Source organism: Salinadaptatus halalkaliphilus (assembly GCF_006543045.1).
GTDB lineage: Archaea > Halobacteriota > Halobacteria > Halobacteriales > Natrialbaceae > Salinadaptatus > Salinadaptatus halalkaliphilus.
The window spans coordinates 97204-116994 of the sequence record NZ_RBZW01000055.1 but is presented as its reverse complement, the minus strand read 5'-3'; the positions used below and the strand labels follow the sequence as shown (position 1 = coordinate 116994).

General features: G+C 64.2%; 16 protein-coding genes. 11 read left to right on the top strand and 5 right to left on the bottom strand.

What is annotated here, in order from left to right; translation table 11 throughout:
- The first annotated feature begins 115 nt into the window (after nucleotides 1-115).
- Nucleotides 116-1315: an MFS transporter gene (locus D8Y22_RS16000; RefSeq protein WP_141465691.1), complete on the top strand. Its 1200-nt coding sequence runs from the start codon at nucleotides 116-118 to the stop codon at nucleotides 1313-1315.
- A gap of 43 nt (nucleotides 1316-1358) precedes the next feature.
- Here the strand turns inward: D8Y22_RS16000 and D8Y22_RS15995 are convergent, their stop codons facing one another.
- Nucleotides 1359-1733 carry a VOC family protein gene (locus D8Y22_RS15995; protein ID WP_141465690.1) on the bottom strand — a complete coding sequence of 125 codons (375 nt, stop codon included), beginning with the start codon at nucleotides 1731-1733 and terminating at the stop codon, nucleotides 1359-1361.
- A 159-nt stretch (nucleotides 1734-1892) separates the two neighbouring features.
- Here D8Y22_RS15995 and D8Y22_RS15990 point away from each other — a divergent pair, with 159 nt between their 5' ends.
- Nucleotides 1893-3149 carry an MFS transporter gene (locus tag D8Y22_RS15990; protein ID WP_141465689.1) on the top strand — a complete coding sequence of 419 codons (1257 nt, stop codon included), beginning with the start codon at nucleotides 1893-1895 and terminating at the stop codon, nucleotides 3147-3149.
- A gap of 100 nt (nucleotides 3150-3249) precedes the next feature.
- Nucleotides 3250-3687 carry a universal stress protein gene (locus D8Y22_RS15985; RefSeq protein ID WP_141465688.1) on the top strand — a complete coding sequence of 146 codons (438 nt, stop codon included), beginning with the start codon at nucleotides 3250-3252 and terminating at the stop codon, nucleotides 3685-3687.
- Between the two features lie 58 nt (nucleotides 3688-3745).
- On the opposite strand, the gene D8Y22_RS15980 is transcribed toward D8Y22_RS15985, so the two are convergent.
- Together D8Y22_RS15980 and D8Y22_RS15975 are read right to left on the bottom strand one after the other, a co-directional pair.
- Nucleotides 3746-6259 (bottom strand): methyl-accepting chemotaxis protein, encoded by a 2514-nt coding sequence (locus tag D8Y22_RS15980; protein ID WP_174811884.1) that lies wholly within the window; start codon nucleotides 6257-6259, stop codon nucleotides 3746-3748.
- Between the two features lie 200 nt (nucleotides 6260-6459).
- Nucleotides 6460-7113, bottom strand: a complete 654-nt coding sequence (locus tag D8Y22_RS15975) for a helix-turn-helix domain-containing protein (protein WP_141465686.1) — start codon at nucleotides 7111-7113, stop codon at nucleotides 6460-6462.
- Between the two features lie 440 nt (nucleotides 7114-7553).
- Between D8Y22_RS15975 and D8Y22_RS15970 the strand changes: the two genes are divergently transcribed.
- The 7 genes from D8Y22_RS15970 (at nucleotide 7554) to D8Y22_RS22460 (ending at nucleotide 16580) form a co-directional block, all read left to right on the top strand.
- Nucleotides 7554-9152, top strand: coding sequence for an ABC transporter substrate-binding protein (locus D8Y22_RS15970; protein ID WP_141465685.1), 1599 nt, complete (start codon nucleotides 7554-7556; stop codon nucleotides 9150-9152).
- A gap of 33 nt (nucleotides 9153-9185) precedes the next feature.
- Nucleotides 9186-10751: an ABC transporter substrate-binding protein gene (locus D8Y22_RS15965; protein WP_174811883.1), complete on the top strand. Its 1566-nt coding sequence runs from the start codon at nucleotides 9186-9188 to the stop codon at nucleotides 10749-10751.
- An 8-nt stretch (nucleotides 10752-10759) separates the two neighbouring features.
- Complete coding sequence (gene nikB, locus D8Y22_RS15960; protein ID WP_141465684.1) at nucleotides 10760-11698, top strand: nickel ABC transporter permease; 939 nt, start codon at nucleotides 10760-10762, stop codon at nucleotides 11696-11698.
- The gene (gene nikC / locus D8Y22_RS15955) at nucleotides 11695-12594 is read left to right on the top strand and encodes a nickel transporter permease (RefSeq protein WP_141465683.1); all 900 of its coding nucleotides are present in this window, start codon (nucleotides 11695-11697) and stop codon (nucleotides 12592-12594) included. The genes nikB and nikC overlap by 4 nt, the downstream gene beginning before the upstream one ends.
- A gap of 1 nt (nucleotide 12595) precedes the next feature.
- On the top strand, nucleotides 12596-14821 hold the full coding sequence (locus D8Y22_RS15950) for a dipeptide ABC transporter ATP-binding protein (RefSeq protein ID WP_141465682.1): 2226 nt from the start codon (nucleotides 12596-12598) through the stop codon (nucleotides 14819-14821).
- Nucleotides 14822-14851: 30 nt separating this feature from the next.
- A complete protein-coding gene (locus tag D8Y22_RS15945; protein ID WP_141465681.1) occupies nucleotides 14852-15571 on the top strand; it encodes an FAD-binding protein in 720 nt (239 codons plus the stop codon).
- 118 nt (nucleotides 15572-15689) lie between these two features.
- Nucleotides 15690-16580 (top strand): hypothetical protein, encoded by an 891-nt coding sequence (locus tag D8Y22_RS22460; RefSeq protein WP_174811882.1) that lies wholly within the window; start codon nucleotides 15690-15692, stop codon nucleotides 16578-16580.
- Here the strand turns inward: D8Y22_RS22460 and D8Y22_RS15935 are convergent.
- Entirely contained in the window at nucleotides 16572-16934 is a 363-nt protein-coding gene (locus D8Y22_RS15935; protein ID WP_141465680.1) for a cell division protein SepF, read from the bottom strand. The genes D8Y22_RS22460 and D8Y22_RS15935 overlap by 9 nt on opposite strands.
- 275 nt (nucleotides 16935-17209) lie before the next feature.
- Here D8Y22_RS15935 and D8Y22_RS15930 point away from each other — a divergent pair, with 275 nt between their 5' ends.
- A complete protein-coding gene (locus D8Y22_RS15930) occupies nucleotides 17210-19054 on the top strand; it encodes an ATP-binding protein (RefSeq protein WP_141465679.1) in 1845 nt (614 codons plus the stop codon).
- Between the two features lie 17 nt (nucleotides 19055-19071).
- On the opposite strand, the gene D8Y22_RS15925 is transcribed toward D8Y22_RS15930, so the two are convergent.
- Nucleotides 19072-19749 carry a DUF7344 domain-containing protein gene (locus D8Y22_RS15925; RefSeq protein ID WP_449421056.1) on the bottom strand — a complete coding sequence of 226 codons (678 nt, stop codon included), beginning with the start codon at nucleotides 19747-19749 and terminating at the stop codon, nucleotides 19072-19074.
- Nucleotides 19750-19791: the final 42 nt, after the last annotated feature.

The window sequence follows — 19791 nt, the reverse complement described above, 5'->3', positions numbered from 1 at the left end:
ACGGGGGTGTTGTCTGCATATATACTGTTGGCTTCACCAACTTTTTGCCGGATGCACTACTGCAGTCCCGAGAGCAGCACACTTTTTTGACCGGTCATCCAACGGCCACCAATCGATGGATTGGTCATACTGGAAAACCGTCTTACTCATTACTGTCTGGCAAATTTCGGCGAGCGTTTGCTACTATTCTGTGTTCGCTGCGACGCCGTTTTTTCGGGATGCGTTCGGTCTCTCTCGATTCTCCGTCGGTATCGTGGTCACGATGGTCACGTTCGGATACGCCGTCTTCTTGCTGCCCCTTGGTGCCTTGGTAGATAGATTCGGCGAACGGCTCACGCTGACGCTCGGACTCGTTGGACTCGCCACGGCGACGGCACTGGTTGCCGGTGCGCCCACCTACGCCCTATTACTGGCTGCAGTGTTCGTGTTGGGGTCGCTGTATGGCACCGCGATGCCGGGAACGAACAAAGCCGTCTTCGACAACATTCAGCCCGGCAAGCAGAACTTTGCGATGGGTATCAAGCAGGTCGGTGTTACCGGCGGGAGCGGCATCAGTGCGTTGCTGGTGACGGGGCTCGCCGGGATCGTGTTCTGGCAGGCGGGATTCGTCGTCGCCACGGTGTTCGGTCTCGTCGTCGCTTTCGGGTTTTACGTGCTCTATCCGCATACGAGCGGCGATGGGACGGCCGACTATCCGGACTTTCGAATACTGCTGTCGAACCGACCGTACGTGTTGTTGACGGTTGCTGGACTGTTTCTCGGCGCTGCCTTGTTTACGACGACCGGCTACACTGTTCTCTACGTCGAGGAGTCGATCGGCGCGTCGGTCGCGTACAGTGGCGTCGTGCTCGCGCTCGTCCAACTGTTCGGCAGTATCGGTCGTGTCGTGACCGGATGGCTCGCCGATACCCTACCTGGCGATCCCCGGACGCGTATCGGCGCCATTCTGATCGTCCAATCGCTCGCCGGGGCCGGCATGTTCGTCGTCGTCGCGTTGACCACGACGGTCGTCGGCGCCACACTCGCGTTTGCTGTACTCGGCTTCTTCGTTCTCGGCTATACCGGCGTGTACTACTCCGTCATGGCGACCCTCGTCAGCGCAGACGAGATGGGTGGTGCCACCGCCGGCGGCCAGCTCGCACTGACCAGTGGGGCGCTGTTTGCGCCACCTGCCTTTGGCTTCCTCGCGGACACGGTTGGCTACCGGGCATCCTGGCTCTTGCTCGCTGCACTCGTCGTCGTGGCTGCGGGATTGCTCGTCATCGTGATCCAAACGCCTGCATCCGTCTCGAAGCCGGCTGCCATGGATACGTAATTCTATCCCCGGCCCAGCGCAGCCACACGCGCGGACAGAAACACTACTCGACGCGTTCGACGAGTTCGACGACGTAGCCGTCCGGATCCGCGACGAACGCGACGCGGCGATCGATGTGGTCCATCGTCGTCGGTGCTTCGCGAACCGGCGGATCGGCTCGCTCCTGCAGTCGTTCGAACGTCTCGTCGGTGCTCTCGACGCCGAGGGCGACGTGTGCCATCGTTCCCGGATCGATCGCCGGGCCGCCGTCGGGATCGTACTTGAACTGGAACTCCGCGTTCTCGCCGCCGATGTAGACGTTTTCGACGCCGTCGTCGGCGGTGAACGACCAGTTTTCGGTGAGCCCGAGCCCGTCGACGTAAAACGCTCGCGTCTGTTCGATGTCGGACACCCAAAGCGCCGTGTGAATGACGTCCATATCACCGGTGATGAGGCCAGTCCTAAAAGGGGTACCGGCACGCGGCTCGAGGGCACCCCTTCCGAGCGGTTCGACGGTCACTCGAGGCGATACCCGAATCGGCAACAGCCGACCGATATCCGATCGTTTAAGCTATCCGAGACGAGTAGCCTCGAGCGAATGGAGCGAACGGATCGTCGCGTCGTCCTCTTTACGGCCGCCGCACACGGACTGGTCCACACGTACGAGCTGTCGATACCCATCCTGATGACCGTCTGGCTCGCGGAGTTTTCGACGACCGCCGCGACCCTCGGCGTGATCGTCACGATCGGGTACGGACTGTTCGGCGTCGGCGCGTTACCCGGGGGCGTACTCGTCGACCGCTACGGCTCGAAGCCACTCATTCTGGCCTGCCTCGGCGGCATGGCCGGCTCGTTCGTCCTGGTCGGTCTGTCGGGGTCGATCCTGTGGCTCGCACTCGCGATCGCTGTCTGGGGTATCACGGCGAGCGTCTATCACCCGGCTGGCCTCGCGTTGCTCTCGACACGCGTCGACCGGACGGGCATCGCACTCGGCTATCACGGGATCGGGGGCAACCTCGGCATCGCACTCGGCCCGCTTGCGACTGCGTTGTTGTTGCTCTGGTTCGACTGGCGTGTCGTCTCGATCGTCCTCGCCATTCCTGCTCTCGTCGTCCTCGTTCTCGGGCTCTTCGTCGATATCGCGCCTGGGAAAACGGAGACCGCAACCGCGGCCGACGGCGGCGATGCCGGCTCCAACGACACGAAAGGGCACGTCTCGCTGGGGACCGTCCTCGAGGACACGCGGCGGCTCGCGACGGTCGCGTTCGGGTTAGTGATCGTCATCGTCATGATGAGCGGCCTCTACTACCGTGCGTTTCTCACGTTCCTTCCGGACCTGTTGAGCGACGTCCTCGCGGGGCTCGTCGACGTCGATTTGATCGACCCTGATAGCCCATACGCCGCAGAGTTCGACCTCGCACGGTACTTCTACGTCGGCATTTTGATCTTCGGCGTCGTCGGTCAGTACCTCGGCGGTCAGCTCGCAGATCGGATCGCCGTCGAACGCGCGCTCGTAGGCGTCCTCTCGACGCTTGCGGTGCTTGCGTTGCTTTTCGTCCCCGCCAGTGGCTCGACTGCGTCCTTTCTCGTGGTCTCGCTGTTGCTCGGTGTTGCACTCTTTACGATCCAGCCGCTCCAGCAGGCGGCGGTCGCGAAATACTCCTCGCCGGGCACGCGTGGTCTCTCGTTCGGCTACACGTTTCTCGCGATCTTCGGTATCGGTGCACTCGGGGCTAGCCTCGCCGGCTTCGTCCTCACGTACGCCGGTCCAAGCGAGCTGTTCGTCGTCCTCGGGACGATCGCGGCGATCGGTGCGACGGTAACATTCCTTCTCCGTCGGACCACTGGCAGCTGACCGTCTACGAGGATCCGGCGAGCGTCCCTCGAGCCCGACGCCGCAGTACGTTACCCGAGAGACCGCCACGTATATTGGATGGGACGACACAGCATCGTGTATGTACTCCGTTCTCATCCCTCTCGACGAGGACAAACAGCGCGCGGACGAACAGGTCGACACGTTGCTCTCGTTACCGGGTGACGCCGACGAACTGTCGGTCACGCTGCTTCACGTCGTCGAAGAGATCGACACCGTTCCGGACGAAGCCGGGGCGACCGTTATCGAGGATATCAACGAGTCGCTACCGGAACTCCGTGGCACACCCGACGCCGTCGAACAGACCACACGTCGCCTCGAGGATGCTGGCGTCGAGACCGATTTCCAGCGGATGGTCGGTGATGCCGCCGACGGCATTCTCCACATCGCCCGTGAGAACGACGTCGACGCGATCATCCTCGGATCACGCAAACGCTCACCCGTCGGCAAAGCCGTCTTCGGCAGCGTCAGCCAAGAAGTCATCCTCGAGACCGAACGGACGGTTATGGTCGCCCACTGACACGGACTGCTGTCCGTCGTTTCCGGCGCAACCGTGTCCCGTCAGGCCGTCGAGGCTGTCACGGCTCGTCTTCGGTCGCTGCTGGGTCGTCAGTCGCCGGTGGGTGATCACGTCCAGCGTCGGTCTCTGCCGTCTCGTCCGGCTCGTCCGACGTATCCGTCAGCTCGTCCGCGAAGTCCGGTGGTTCTACCCACTCGAGTTCGGTGCCACTGTCGGAATCCGCGTTGGGAGTCGTTACGGTGCCGGTCGGCTCGTCTAACTCGGGGTGGTCGGTACCGGCCTGCGTTTCGACGGCGTCGAGGATGTCGGTCTGGCCGCTCGCGATATCGATGTCGGTATCGAACCGGTCGAGCGCTTCCGAGAGCTGGGTCGCCTGGTCGGAGAGGTCGTTGACGCTGTCGGTTACCTCGACGAGCGCGGAGGTCTGCTCTTCGGCTGCAGCGGCGACGTTTTCGGCTTCGACGGTCGTCTCTTCGGAAATTGTCGCCGCTTCGTCGATCATCGAGACGACCTCCTGTGTCGAGGCCGCCTGTTGTTGGCTTGCGGCCGAAATCTCCTGGACGCCATCGTTCGTTTCGCCGGCGTACTCGGCGATTTCGTCGAGTGCCGTAGCCGCACGCTCGACCGACGTCGTGTGTTCGGCGACCCGGTCGCTGGTCAGTCGAACTTCGCTCGCTGCTTGCTCGGTTTGGGTTTCGATCCGTTCGAGGCGCCCTTCGATGTCGTCGGCGGCGGATTTGGTCTCCTCGGCGAGCTCTTTGACTTCGGCGGCGACCGTTGCGAATCCGTCGTTCGACTCGGTCGATCGGGAGGCTTCGATGTTGGCGTTCAACGCGAGCATGTTGGTCTGCTCGGCGATCTCGCTGATGAACTCGAGGAGCTCGTCGATCTGTTCGACTTCACGCTGGAGTTGCTCGATCTCCTCGACGGCAGCGTCGGATTCGGCTTCGATTTCGGACATCCCATCGATCGCCGCCTGTGCTGCCTCGCGGCCGCGAGTGCCGGCCTGTGCGGTTCGTTCTGCGACGTCTGCCACCTCGTTGGACGCGGAGGCAATCTGCTCGATCGTCGTCGACAGCCCGTTCATCTCCTGGTTGACCGCCTGGAGGCTGTCGTTTTGTCGTTCGGCACCGTCGGAGATTTCCTGGATGGAGTCGGTCACCTGGATCGAGGCGGATCTGACGCTCTCGGAACTCGCCGTGACCTGTTCGGAAGCGACGGCGACGTCGTTGGCAAAGCGCGTGAGCTGGGCCGTCGTTCGCTCGATGTCGCCGATCATCGCGTTGAACTCCGTCGCGATCTCGCGCATCGATTCGTTGTCGGTCTCGGGATCCATGCGCGTCGTGAAATCGCCCTCGGCACACGCCTGCATCACTTCGCGGTACTCGTCGGCTTTCCGCTCGAGTTCGTGGTTGACTCGTTCGGTCTCTTCGCGTGCCTGTTCGGCCTCTTCTCGAGCGAGCTCGACCGTCCGGATCTGGTCTTGTAGCGAATCACGCATGGCCCCAAACTCGTCGTAGAGTTGCCCGATACTGTCGACGCGTTTGGATTCGAACTCGACCTCGAGGTCGCCCTCGCCCATCCGTTCGGCCTTGCGTCGGAGCCGATTGATCGACTTGGAGGTGTTTCGACCGACGATGCCACCGAGTAAGACGACACCGAGAATGCCGGCTGCGGAGGCATAGAGGCCGTACTGCTGGACGGTGTGGACGAATCCGAGCGCGTCGTCTTCTGGGGTGTGATGGACGACGTACCAGCCGGTGTCGCCGGGCAACTCACCGTAGGACGCGATGTAGGCTTCGGTTTCGTATCCCTCGCCCTCGTTTGCCGCCGCGATCGAGCCAGCGAGGTTATCGCCCGGCGTTCCGATCGAGTGGGAGCTCGATTCCTCGATGAGCGCGCTTCCGTCACGGTAGGTGTGCCACAGCGATTCGCCCGTGGGATCCATCAGGATGCGGTTGTTGGCCGGGTTGACGAGATACGATATCTGGCCATCGTTCTCGATCAGCTCTTCACCGAAGGGCTCGAGACCGACGGCATAGACGGCGACGCGATCGGAAACGCCGTCCTCGCCGTCTGGGATCGGTGCCGCGTAGCCGACGACGTACTCGCCGTTGGGGTCGGTATACTCGCCGAGGAACTGAGTTTCGCCAACGACGAATCCGCTATCGTCGACCGTCGCCTCGGCGTCTAGCTCGGCCCAGCCCGTATGGACGTCTGCAAGTTCGGTATCGACGAGTGCCGGATCCGTACTGGAGACTACCACCCCGTCGTCGACGTCGACGATGTGGATATTTTCGGCGCCGTCGTGTCGATCACGTTCGCCCTCGAGATAGGTCGTTATCTGTTCGGACGATCCGTTTGCCGCGTCGGAGACGACCACGTCTGATGTCGCGATCGACTCGGTAACGAGCCTATTTCGTTCGTGGAGGTTCTGGATGTTCTCCGCTTCTTGGGCGGCGAACTCGGCCTGCTGATCGAACGTTTGCGCTTCGGTCTCCTGTGCGATGAGCTCCGTCCCGGCGTAGCCGACCGCACCGACGGTCAGCCCGAGAACGAACAGTGCGATCATAAATTTCAATGCATAACTGCGTCGAATAGTACTTGGTATTACTCTCCGGAGCATCCTTGTTACCCCGTCGAATGAACGGAAACGTAATAAATTCCCGCTCTAAAATAACGCTCTCGACGAAGAAACCTCCGTCATCGCCGGTCGTATTCGACGCGGTACCAACCGACCGACGGCGGCGCTGGCCGCTCGTATCCCACCGCTTAGGACTCGAGGATCGCGTCCAGCAGTTTCGTCTCGGCAGCCGCGAGGTGTTCGGTGAACGTCGAGCGGGCGACGCCGAGTTCGTCGGCGACTTCGCTCGCGTTCGCGCCTTTCGGATAATCGAAATATCCCAGTTCGTGGGCGGTATCGATGATCTCTCGCTGGCGCGTCGTCAACACGTCGCGGTCGACGACGACGCGGTCGCTCGAGCCGGCGTGATCCTGTGCGAGTTCTTCGACGATGACGCCGTCGAACTGCGCTCGGAGGTCGTCGACGATTTCGGCGACCGCATCGAGCTCGAACGTGCGAAAGGAGATGAGCAACGAGCCGTCTTGTGCGCGAACGGAGCCGATCGGCGTGCCGGTCTCTTCGACGACCTCGCAGGCACAGGCGTCGCTTCCGTCGCGTTCGAAGCGATAGACGACCTCTTGATCGGTGTGTTGGACTGGCATTAGCTCCGCATCGGCTGCCGACTCGACCGCCGACTGGGGCGTCTCGGGGCTGGCGCTGAACTCTTCGACGACCGGTTCGCCGTCAGCTTCCGGTCGCGTTCGGTGAACCGAGTCGATCGACTCGGCACTGGTCGTCGAGACGGCGGCCACTGGACACTGGCCCGGATCGTGGACGACGACGGTTGCACGAAACCCTGACATAGATGGATCTACCGCGTCCGTGCTCATAACCCGGTCCGTAATTCCCGGCGGGTGAAAATACCGCCTCCAGGCTGTCACCCGGTCGCGGGGCGACACTGCGACGGATCGCGGTCGGATCAGCACCACTCCTCGTACTGGTGGACGCGGGCCGGGTCCAACTACCAGTGATCCGAACCGATTTTTTACCGACCGATCACGATTCCGGATTCCAGCCGCCACCCCACCGATCCGATCTGTGGGCATCCATCACGGTCACCGGACAGATTGCCCTCGTATCACAACGTTTATCAAGTGAATTTTATCTAGTGAAACTAAGGTTGCCAAATGGTAAGTCAATTAGTCCGCTGTCGTCGACCTCGTCGGAACGCCCTCCAAATAGTAACTATAGACAATATTTTAACAAGCCTTATTGATAATAGGGTTAATTTTATTACCAAACGATGACGGGGAAGCGATCACCAACGACGGAGTCCTCACTCGAGCGTGGCCTCGAAACGGCTGTTTCGACGAGACGGGGAGTGTTGTCGAGCGTCGGCGGTGGCGTCGCCGCTCTCGCTGGCTGTCTCAGCGGTGGTGGGGCCGCCGGCTCACGCTCGGAGCTGCGGGTCGGGCTGGCGTGGCCGGTACTCGATTCGGTCGACCCCGTCCAGACCGGTATCGCACGTCGCACCCAACTATTCGAACCGCTCGTCCACTTGACCCACGACGCGGAGTTCGTCCCGGGGATAGCCCAGTCGTGGGCCGTCGGTGAGGAAGACCGCGTCTGGACGTTCGACCTCGACGAGGATGCGACCTTCCACGACGGATCGCCGGTCGACGCCACAGCGGTCGAGTGGTCGCTCTCGAGGGCGTTCGCCGAGGCCGAGGACTTCGAGCCGGTGCCGATCGACTCGGTCGAAGCGACCGGGGATCGTCGGCTCGAGATCGCGACGACGGAACCGTTTGCCCCGCTGTTGGGGTATCTCACGCTCGATCCGGCCTGGATCCTCAGCCCCGATTCGGTCGACGGCGACGAGGTCGTCGAGCCCATCGGCGCGGGACCGTTCCGATTCGATTCCTGGCAACAGGGCGAGCGCTTGACCGCCTCGCGATTCGACGACTATTACGGGGAACCGCCAGCGATCGAGCGGGTCGTCTACGAGTACGTCCACGACGACCAGACGCGATCGCTCAAACTCCAGAACGACGAGCTCCAGCTCGGCCGCGCGATCGCGGAGTCGTCGGTCCCGACGCTGCGTGAGGACGACGCCGTCGACCTCCACGTCTACGACGTGCCGCGGATGCGATTTCTGGTGTTCAACAACGCTCGAGCGCCATTCGACGACCGCGAGACGCGACGGGCGGTCAGCCTCGCGATCGACCGTGAGGCGATCGTCGAGGGGCCACTCGAGGGCCTGACCGAACCCGCCGTCGGCCCGGTCTCGCCGACGATGGCCCACTGGCCCAACGACGACCTCGAGGGCCACGACTTCGATCTCGAGGCGGCGAACCGGCTGCTCGATACAGCGGGGTGGGACGAGCGCGACGACGACGGCGTCCGAACGCGCGACGGCGAGCGCTTCGAGATCACCCTCTGGGGGTACGAGTCCCACGAGATTCCGACGATCGGACAGGTTCTTCAGTCCCAGCTCGCTCAGGTCGGCATCGACGTGGATATTACCGTCACCGACTACGGCGCACTGAGCGACGCGAAACAGCGTGGCGAGTTCGATCTCTCGCTCGAGTCCTGGGCGACGATCATGGGCGGCGATCTCGACCGGATGCTGCGATACTTCCACTCGACGGAGACGCTGATCGACAGCGGCTACGAAAACGAACGCGTCGACGAGCTGATCGAACGCGGCCGGCGAACGCTCGACCGGGACGAACGCAAGGAGCTCTACGACGAGATCCAGCGGATCGTTCTCGAGGAGGTCCCCGTCGCGTTCCTCACCTACTACGCGCGGATCGCCGCGACCCGGCAATCGGTCGAGGGCTTCGATCCGCACCCGATCGAACACACCGTCGACGTCACCGGCGTCGACTACACGCCCGAGTAGCATCGCTTTCGAACCGATTCGACGATACTACCGATGACCGAACCACACCACGATACGTCACGACGGACGGTACTGCAAGCAACACTCGCGGGCGGCGTCGGTGCGCTGGCCGGCTGTCTCACCGACGAGGCCACCGGCGGCGACGACGGCGCCTCGGACGAATTTACGATCGGCTTACACAGCGATCCGACCGACGACGACTGGGACGCCTTCGACTACGTCGTCCCCTACTTCACGCAGGTGGTCGAACCGCTGGTCGGCGTCTCGAGCGACGTCGAACCGGAGCCCCTGCTTGCAACCGATTGGACGGCCATCGACGACACCACCTGGGAGTTCGACCTCCGGGAGGGGGTCACGTTTCACGACGGCACCGACCTGACCGCCGCCGACGTCGTCGCCTCCTTCGAGGCCACGTTCGATCACTGGCCGTGGGTCGACGGCTGGACCGGCCTCGATCCCGGGAGTACCACCGCGGTCGACGAGACGACGGTCAGGTTCGAAACCACCGACCCGTTTCCGGCGTTTCCGGGTGCGATCTCCCATCACTACTTCGCGATCCAGAACCACGACGCCGCCGACGCCCCGGTCGGCACCGGCCCCTTCGAAGTCGACACTACCGAGGACGGCGAGGTTCGCCTCGTCGCGTTCGAGCAGTACCGCAACGAGACGCCCGAGCCGTCGGCACTGACGTTTCGCCACCTCGAGGACGACACCACGCGAGTGCTCTCGCTCGAGAACGGCGATATCGACATCGCCCACGATGTCCCCAAAGACCAGGCTGCGGCCGTCGACGAGCACCCCGAGACGACGATCCAGACGCAGGTCGGTAACCACGCCGGGCTCGTCGCGGTCAACCTCTACAAATCACCCACCGACGACGAGGGACTTCGCCGGGCGCTGAACTGGGCGGTCGATCAGGCGGAACTCGTCGAGACGGTCCTCGACGGGATCGGAATGCCCGCACGGGGGCCGTTCTCCTCGTCGATCCCGTGGTCGATCCACGAGGAGTTGCCGGCGTACGGCCCGGATCGGGACCGGGCGAGGGAGCTGGTCGACGACTCGAGCTACGATGGCGAGGAACTGTCGATGCTGGTCGACAGCGAGGATGGCGACGACAGCCGGATCGCGGAAGTACTCCAGAACTGGTTCGACGAGATCGGCGTCGCGACCGAGATCGTCCAGGTCGATCCCGCCTCGTTCTACGACACCTTCGTTGCTGGCGAGGCCAATCTCACGATCGTCGGCTTCGGCTCGAACAGCGCCGCTTCGGATTACCTCGTGCGGGCGATGTTCCACTCGAGGGGCAGCGATAACTACCAGCGCTACGAGGCCGACGGAACCGGCGTCTACAACCCCGGCGACGAAGTCGACCGGCTCATCGAAGACGGCTATCGGGCCGAGACGGGTGCGGAAAAACGCGAGTACTACGGCGAGGTCCAACGTCGCGTCCTCGAGACGGGGGCGATCGTTCCACTGTACTACGACGAGTACGTCCTCGGGACGCGAGCGTCGGTCTCCGGCATCGAAACCCACCCGATCGACAAGATGCTCGAGTGGACCGAGCTCTCGCGAACAGCGCGAGGTGACGACGGGGCGTGATCTCGCGGATGTACCTGCTGTACCGGTCGCTGACGGCGACGGTCGTCCTCCTGGGGGCATCCGTGCTGACGTTCGGACTCGTCTATCTCACGCCGGGCGATTCCGCCGAGACGATCCTCATCCAGCAGACCGGCCACCAGCCGAGTCAGGAGGCCGTCGAGTCCTTTCGCGAGGAAGAAGGGCTGAACGAGCCGATCCCCGTGCAGTTCGTCGACTGGCTCGGCAGCGCACTCCAGGGTGACCTTGGGCAGTCGTACTACAGCAACCGTGCGGTCACGGAGTTGCTCGTTCAACATCTACCCGCGACGATCGAACTCGCCGTCGCGTCGATGGCCGTCGCGCTGCTCGTCGCCATCCCCACCGGCGTCGCAAGCGCCGTTCACCACGGGTCCTCGATCGACGCCGGCAGTCAGCTGGTGGCCCTCGTCGGCGTCTCGATGCCGAACTTCTGGCTCGGCTACCTGCTGATCATCGTCTTCGCGCTCACGCTCGATCTGTTCCCGGTCGCCGGCACCGGCGGGCTCTCGCATCTGGTGTTGCCGGCGATCGCACTCGGCACGGGGATGGCGGCAATCGTCATGCGGCTGGTCCGGACGTCCATGCTCGAGGTGATCGACCGCGAGTACGTCGACGGCGCTCGCGCGAAGGGCCTTCGCGGCCGGATCGTCGTCTACAAACACGCGCTTCGAAACGCCTTGATCCCGGTCGTCACGGTGATCGGTCTCCAGTTCGCGTTCGTTCTAAACGGCGCCGTCGTGATCGAGGTCGTCTTCCAGCGACCGGGGCTTGGAACGCTGCTGGTCGATGCGATCTTCGCCCGCGATTACCCCGTCGTTCAGGGCGTCGTGCTCGTCATCGCGGTGTTGTTCGTCGTGACGAACTTCCTCGTCGACCTGACCTACCACTACCTCGATCCGCGAATCTCCCTCGGTGGTGGGACGCGATGAGCGTCCTCGAGGACGCTCGAGACGGCGACGGTGCGGGAAGACGACAGGTCGGCCGCGCCATCGTCGGCCACCTGCGTCACAACCCGTTTACGTCCGCCGGTGGGATCATCGTCGTCGTCCTGGGGGTCGTCGCGATCGTCGGCCCGGTCGTGGTTCCACACGATCCGACGACACAAACGCTCCAGAACCGACTGCAGGCGCCGTCGCTGGTCCATCCGCTCGGGACCGACCAGCTCGGCCGAGACGTGCTCGCCCGAATCGTCTACGGGGCGCGCTATTCGCTGGGCATTGCCCTGTTGGTGACGGCGATTCGCGTCGTGATCGGCACCGGCGTCGGGCTGGTGGCGGGCTACGCCGGCGGCTGGATCGACGAGATCCTGATGCGGCTGGTCGACATCCAACTGGCGTTTCCGGGGCTGGTGCTTGCACTGGTCGTCGCCGGAATACTCGGGCCGAGCCTGCGAAACGTGATGATCGCCCTCGCCGTCGTCGGCTGGACGACGTACGCACGGGTCGTCCGGGGCAGCGTCCTCTCGATTCGGGAACGCGAGTACGTCGCGGCCGCGAAGCTCGCGGGGACGCCACGTCGCCGGCTCTTCCGCCGGCATCTCTTGCCCAACGTCGTCAACCCCGTGCTCGTGATCGCGACGCTCAACCTGGGCACGGTCATCCTCGCGACCGCCGGGCTCTCCTTTATCGGACTCGGAGCACAGCCGCCGACCCCGGAGTGGGGGACGATGCTCTCGGACGGTCGCAACCACCTCCGGAGCGCGTGGTGGATCGTCAACGCGCCCGGGGTCGCGATCATGCTCACCGTGCTCGGTTTCAACCTACTCGGCGATGGGCTTCGGGACGCACTGGACCCGCGCCAGCAAACCAAACTCGAGGAGGTCTAAGATGACGCTACTCACCGTCGATAACCTACACACTCGATTCGAGACGAACGATGGAGTCGTTCGCGCGGTCGACGGCGCGTCGCTGACGATCGATCGCGGCGAGATCGTCGGCCTCGTGGGCGAAAGCGGCAGCGGGAAGTCCGTGCTGGCTCGATCGATCGTCGGCCTCCACTCACCCGGTCGGATCGTCGAGGGAGCGATCGACTTCGACGGCGTCGATCTGACCGACGTCTCGGCGTCGACCCGCGAGCGGTATCGCGGGACCGACATCGCGATGGTCTTTCAGGATCCGACGGCGACGCTCAACCCCGTCTTCGACGTCGGCGAACAGATCGCGGAATCGCTTCGCGTCCACGACGACTCGAGCGGGCAGTCGCTGCTCGACTTCTGTCACGTGCCGTTGGTCTCGGATCGCTCTCGCTGGCGACGCCACCGCGAGCGCGCGATCGAGTTGATGGATCAGGTCGGCATCGCCGACCCCGAGGACCGCGTCGACGCCTACCCCCACGAGCTCTCCGGCGGCATGTGCCAGCGCGCGATGCTCGCCATCGCGCTGGCCGGCGATCCGGATCTGTTGATCGCCGACGAGCCGACGACCGCCCTGGACACGACGACACAGGCCCGCATTCTCGACCAGCTTCGCGAACTCGCCGCCGAGACCGACACCGCGGTGCTCGTCATCAGCCACGACTTCGGCGTCGTCGCGGACTGCTGTGATCGTGTCGCCGTCATGTACGGCGGCGAGATCGTCGAACGGGGACCGACCGATCGACTGCTCGAGTCGCCCGAACATCCCTATACCCGAGGGCTTCTATCGTGTCTCCTCCGGGCGGACGACGGGCGCGACCGTTTGCCGACGATCGACGGGACCGTCCCCGAACGTTTCGACGGTGGCCCCGGTTGTCCGTTCGCCTCTCGGTGTTCCTACGGAACCGACGACTGCGAGCGACGCGATCCCGCCGTCCGCACCGTCGGCCCCGACCACGAGGTCGCCTGTCACGAACTCGAGGCCGTGCGAGCGGACGATTCGCCCGCGGCGGCGGGCTCTCCGTCCGAATCGACCCCGCCCGGTCGCCCGCGGGCCGATCCGAGCGAATCGGTGACCCGCGACCGTGCTCGAGCCGACGGCTCGAGGACGATCGATGCGCGCGGCCGATCCGGTTCTGCTGGCGGGAGCGCCGACCGCGGCGATCCGATCCTCGAGGCTCGGGGCGTCACGCGAACCTACGATCTTGCCGACTCAGCCATTCAGCGCGCGTTCGGCGATTCGCGGACGCTTCGGGCCGTCGACGGCGTCAATCTCGCGGTCTATCCTGGCGAGACCGTCGGGCTCGTCGGCGAGAGCGCCAGCGGGAAGTCGACGCTCGCGAAGCTCCTGACCGGCCTCGAGGCGCCCTCGACGGGCGAGGTCCGGTTCGACGGCGAGCCGGTCGGCACCGTCGCGGACCGAACCGCCGACCAGCTCGCCGATGTCGGCGTCGTCTTCCAGAACCCACAGGGAAGCATCAATCCCCGACAGCGGGTTCGCGAGACGATCGCCGAACCGCTGCTCGAGCGGGGTTGGGACAGCGAGTGTCGCCGCGAACGCGTTCGAGAGTTGCTCGATCTCGTCGGCCTCGCCGAACGGTATGGGTCGCGCCGGCCCCACCAGCTCTCGGGCGGCCAGCTGCAGCGGGTCGCTATCGCGCGAGCGATCGCCCTCGAGCCCCGCGTCGTCGTCTTCGACGAGCCGGTCAGTGCGCTCGACGTCTCCGTCCGAGCGCAGTTGCTGAACCTGCTCGCGGATCTACAGCGGCGACTCGGGTTGACCTACCTCGTGATCTCTCACGATCTGGACGTCGTCCGCCACGTCGCCGACCGCGTCGCGGTCATGTACCTCGGCGAGATCGTCGAGCGAGGGCCAGCAGAGCGCGTGTTCGACCGCCCGAGCCATCCCTATACGGCCGCGTTGCTCGAGGCCGTTCCGCGGATCGACGACGGGACCGACGCGACTCGGCTCGAGGGGCCGATCCCCAGCGGCGTCGACGTTCCGTCGGGCTGTCGATTCCATCCTCGGTGCCCGATCGCCGAGCCGGTGTGCGAGACCGACGAGCCCGATTCGGTCGCCGTCGGCGGCGTCGACTCACACTGTCATTTTGCACAGCAGGTTGCCTCACGGGGGGTCACCGAAGACAGCGAATCGCCGCGGGACCAGTCTCCAGACCCTCCCGACACGACGACGCGATAATCAACTCATCAACCCGACACTTGATCGTTCATGACACGAACCGATTCCACCGAGACAGCATCGTTCGACGTCGCCGTCGTCGGCGCCGGTCCGGCCGGCTGTGCGGCCGGCGTCTTCTGTAGCCGGGCCGACCTCGAGACGATCGTGCTCGAAGACGGCCGCTCGACGCTCCAGAAGAGTGCCTACGTCGAGAACTATCTCGGCTTTCCGGCCGGGATCGAGCCGCGCTCGCTGCTCGAGCTCGGCCGCGAACACGCCCGCGAAGCCGGCTGTACGCTCCGCGACGGACGCGTCGAAACGCTTTCTCGGAGCGACGACGGCTTCGAGCTTCGTCTCGAGGGGGCCTCGATCGAGGCCGACGCCGTCATCGCCACGTCCTGGGCCGACAGCGACTACCTCCAGGACGTTGGGGTCTCGACCGAACCCGAAGAACCGGGGCCGGTCGATATCGTCCCGACCGATGGGGACGGACGCACCGATGTCGAAGGGATCTACGCGGCCGGGCGCCTCACGAGTACCCACCACCAGGCGCTGGTCGCCGCGGGCGACGGCGCCAGTGTCGCACTGACGCTGATCAACGACGTCGTTCCCGACTTCTACAACGACTGGATCGCTCTCGAGGGGTACTACGCTCACTACGACCGCGAGGTGCCGGTCGGCGTCGAGGAGATCGATCACGAAGAGCGAACGCGACGCGCGAACCGGGGGCGGGAGCGACTCCTCGAGTACTTCGGATCGAGGGACGGCTGATACTGTCGGACAGCAGTCAATACGAAGCCGATCGTTCTGCTGGGATCACGGACGGTGGGGGACGGCACCCTCCCAAGGGCGACACTTTTGACAGTGGCCCAACTAGAGTCGGTCGGCTATGCCCTCGAGCGATCGTGTCGATTCCGGCGTCGGTCTCCAGGCGACGCTCGGCATCTACGTCGGGGCGATCGCCACCGGGCTGGTCGCCATCGGTCTGGCGGCGAGTGGGGTCTCGAGTGGCGTCTTGCTCTCGACGCTGCCGACGGTCTTTACCGCCGGATTACTCGTGGGCGCACTCTACGCCTGGCATCGGCCCGGGTTCGCCCGGCGGCTCGGTGGCTGGCGAGGGCGACGCAGCTGCTGTGTCGTCCCCGCGGTCGTGCTCGTCGGGCTCGGAACGGGGCTCTGGCAGCTCGAGGTCGTCACGGCGGCCTGGTACGTACTTCCCGTCGGCGTCGCGGCGGTCGCGGTCGCCGGGGCGGGCTGGGAGCTCGCCGCAATCGGTCACGACGCCTACATCGACAGCGTCGTCGACGCTCCCGTGGTTCGCTGGGACTGGCGACCGGCCGGCACCGACATCGGCATGGTCGCCGTCGGTCTCGGATTCGGCGCGGTCGGACTGGTGGCGACCGTCTTCCTCGATGTAACGGCAATCTTACTGGTGCTGTTCGCGCTCATGTTCCTGTTTCAGGCACTGGCGCCCGATTCCCTTCGGTCGGATTCGGTCTGGAAACCCTTCGTCTTTCCATGGGTTCCACACGACGATCAGCTCGGTGACGGCGTTCGCGGCGAGCTACAGGCGACGAGGCCAGGACTGGTCGTCGCGCCGTCGATGAAACCGTCTCACAGAACGTTGTATCCCTGGAACCGCATCACCGACCTCAGGCTCACCGAGGACGAACTCGTCCTTGAGCGTCGGTTCCGGCCAGCGATTCGCTGTGAGAGAGACGCCATCGACGACCCGGAAGCGGTCCTCGAGACGATAACAGAATACGTCGACTCAGAGTGACTGGCCGAGCTTTTCGCGGCTGATCCGAACGCCGGTTGGCGTGATGATCATCTGATCGTCACCCTTGCGAACGATATCGCCGTCGACCTCCTGGGCGACCTGACGGAGTTCGTCGACGATGTGTTCGACGGTGTTGTCCTCGGTGCGCAGCCGAGTGATGTCGGCGATGACGATGTCGCCATCGTAGACGGCTTCTTTGATGTCGATCGCGTCGGGCTGTCCGCCGACTTCGGCGATGCGGACTTGCATCGCCGCGTCGGCCGTCCCAGTCGATACGTCGTCGAGGTCCAGTTCGACGTAATCCTCGGCGGCCCGGGACTGGTCCCCGCCGATGATTCTGCTCATAAGTCCCATCGCCCGTACCCACTGTCGCCGTCAGTATAGTTCTTACGTCAGACACAGTCGCCCGGATCTGGTTCTGAGGAAAACCCCGCGCAGACGAGTGGAAGACGGTGTCGAGGACCGGAACTCGGCATCGTCAGTTGGCGACGACACGCTCTAGTGGCGTTCCAAGGCTGCACTGCAGGGTCGAATCCGGCTGCGTCGGGCGATTCGAGCTATCAGTCGACGATTGGAACGGTACTAGCCAACGCAATTTTATATTTGTGCTCCGTATCCGCTGAGGACGGATGGGGGAACATTCGATCAACGTTCTTGCCGTTGATGACACTGGTCCGTTGACTCTTCCGAGCGACGACCAGTACCAGTTTACGGTCGAAACGACGGCCACCGCCGACGGCGTCCTCGAGTATCTCGCCGGCGAGCGATCGACCGTCGATTGTGTCGTCAGCCGAAACGAGCTACCCGGAATGGGCGGACTCGAACTACTCGCGGCGATCCGGGATCGGTATCCCGAGCTGCCGTTCGTCCTTCGTATCGAGCCCGGCTCGGAATCGGCGGCGGAAACGGCGATCGAGTACGACGCGACCGAGTATCACTTGCACGATTCGGCCGACGACCGAAACGTCTTGCTCGCGAACCGAATCCAGACGCTCGTCGAAAACTACCGATCGCGACGCGGTCTCGAGCGTCGAAACATTCGCCTCGAAACGCTCATCGACAACCTCCCGGGGATGGTCTATCGCTGTCGGAACGAACCCGGGTGGCCCATGGAGTATATCGAGGGCGACTGCGAGCAAATCACCGGTTACGCGGCGGGTACGTTCGAATCCGGTGCGGTATCGATCGGTCACGACCTCGTTCACCCCGACGATCGCGAGGCGATCTGGGAGATCACACAGGCCGCTCTCGAGAACCGAGAGGCGTTCGAGGAGACGTATCGGATCGAGACCGCAGACGGCGAGACGAAGTGGCTCTGGGAGCGCGGGCGCGGTGTCTACACGGACGGTGGCGATATCGAAGCGCTCGAGGGATTCATCACCGACGTTACCCATCGCCGGGAGCAAGAACGCAAACGGCGGCGGAACCAGCGCCGATTCGAGGCCGTCTTCGAGGATCCACAGATGCTCGTCGGGCTGCTCGACCCCGACGGGACGGTACTGCAGGTCAACGGGACCGCGATGGAGTACGTCGACGTCGATCGCGATCGGATCGTCGGCGAACCGTTCTGGGAGACGCCGTGGTGGGCAGACGACGCTCGAGACAGTGTTCGCAAGTGGGTCGAACAGGCTGCGACGGGGGAGTACGTCAACTACGAGTCGGACCACGAGCGGCCAGACGGCGAGTCGCGGCGGATCAGCGGCACCGTTCGTCCCGTCACCAACGAGGGGGACGAACCCACGTCGCTGGTCGTCACCGGCCACGACGTGACCGACCGCCGCGATCAGTACGAGCGACTCGTCGAGACGCGGGACAAACTCGCGGTGCTCAATCAGGTCGTTCGCCACGATCTGCGCAACCACATGCAGGTCGTCCGCGGTCGCGGTCGACTCCTGGACGATCACGTCGAACCCGCCGGCGAGACACACCTCGAGGAGATCATCCTTTCGGCGGACGAAGCGATCGATCTGACCGAGACGGCACGGGATCTAACTGAGACGGTTTTCGCGTCCGACGATACCGAACTCCGGTCGATCTCCGTCCAGGACGTCGTCGGGTCGGCTGTCGATTCGGCACGCTCTCGCTACGAGGAGACGGCTATCACCGTCTACGGACTCGGGACGGACGTCACGGTCCAGGCCGACGGAATGCTCGAGTCTGTCGTCCACAACCTCGTCCAGAACGCGATCGTCCACAACGACGCCGATCTAGCCGAGATCGATGTCGCGGTCGATCACGACGAGGACAGCGTGTTGGTAAGCGTCGCCGACAACGGGCCGGGCATCGCCGACGAGCGCAAAGACGCGGTCTTCGGCCGCGGCGAGAAAGGACTCGAGAGCCCCGGGACCGGGATCGGCCTCTATCTCGTTAGAACGCTCGTCGAGCAGTACGGCGGCGATGTCTGGATCGACGACAACGATCCACGAGGGAGCATCGTTTGCGTCGAACTCCCGACCGTCGACGATCCGTCGTGACGATCGACGAATCGCCACTACTCCGGCGACTCGAGCGCGCATAGCTCGCGGACGACCGCCGCACGGTCGCACAGCTCCGACAGTCGCTGGCTGTGGCGCAACAACCGCTTGAGTGGATCGTACTCGACCACGTCGACGTCGTCCAGGGCCGGGAGTTCCACGTGATGCAAGACGACCTGGAGCGGTCGGCCGTCGGCGTCGGCTGATCGGCCGACCCCGAACGCTGCAGGCGGTAGCATCGCCGCGAGGCGCTCGAGGGAAAGCGGTGCGCGATCGGTTACCAACGAGACGATCCGTCGTCGGTTGGGACAGCCGACGAGCGCCGCAAGTGCGTCCCACCCCCAGGCGGGGAGCTCGAGTTCACGAAGGTGGCGAACGGAGAGACGCGTCCCCTCGAACGGCGTTCGGTCGGTGACGAGAACGATGTCCGATTCCTGGCGAACGATGTCCGCATCCTCGAGGACTGGCAGGTACTGGTGGACCAACAGCGAGCGGGACCGCGTTCGTTCGACGGCTGTGACTTCCGTCGGCGGTTTGTCGCCGATCGCGGCCGCGAGTTCGACGGCGAGGTCCCGAACGGTCAGCGGCTGTGGGTTAGACAGCAGCACGGAACAGAGCCGTCGCAGTCGCGGATTGGCGACGATTGTAGATCGTGTGCCCTGGCTACACCCTGTCGAACCGAACCCGTCCACCATGGGAATCAATAGCTCGATCCTGGTGATAGTCGGGGTGCCCAA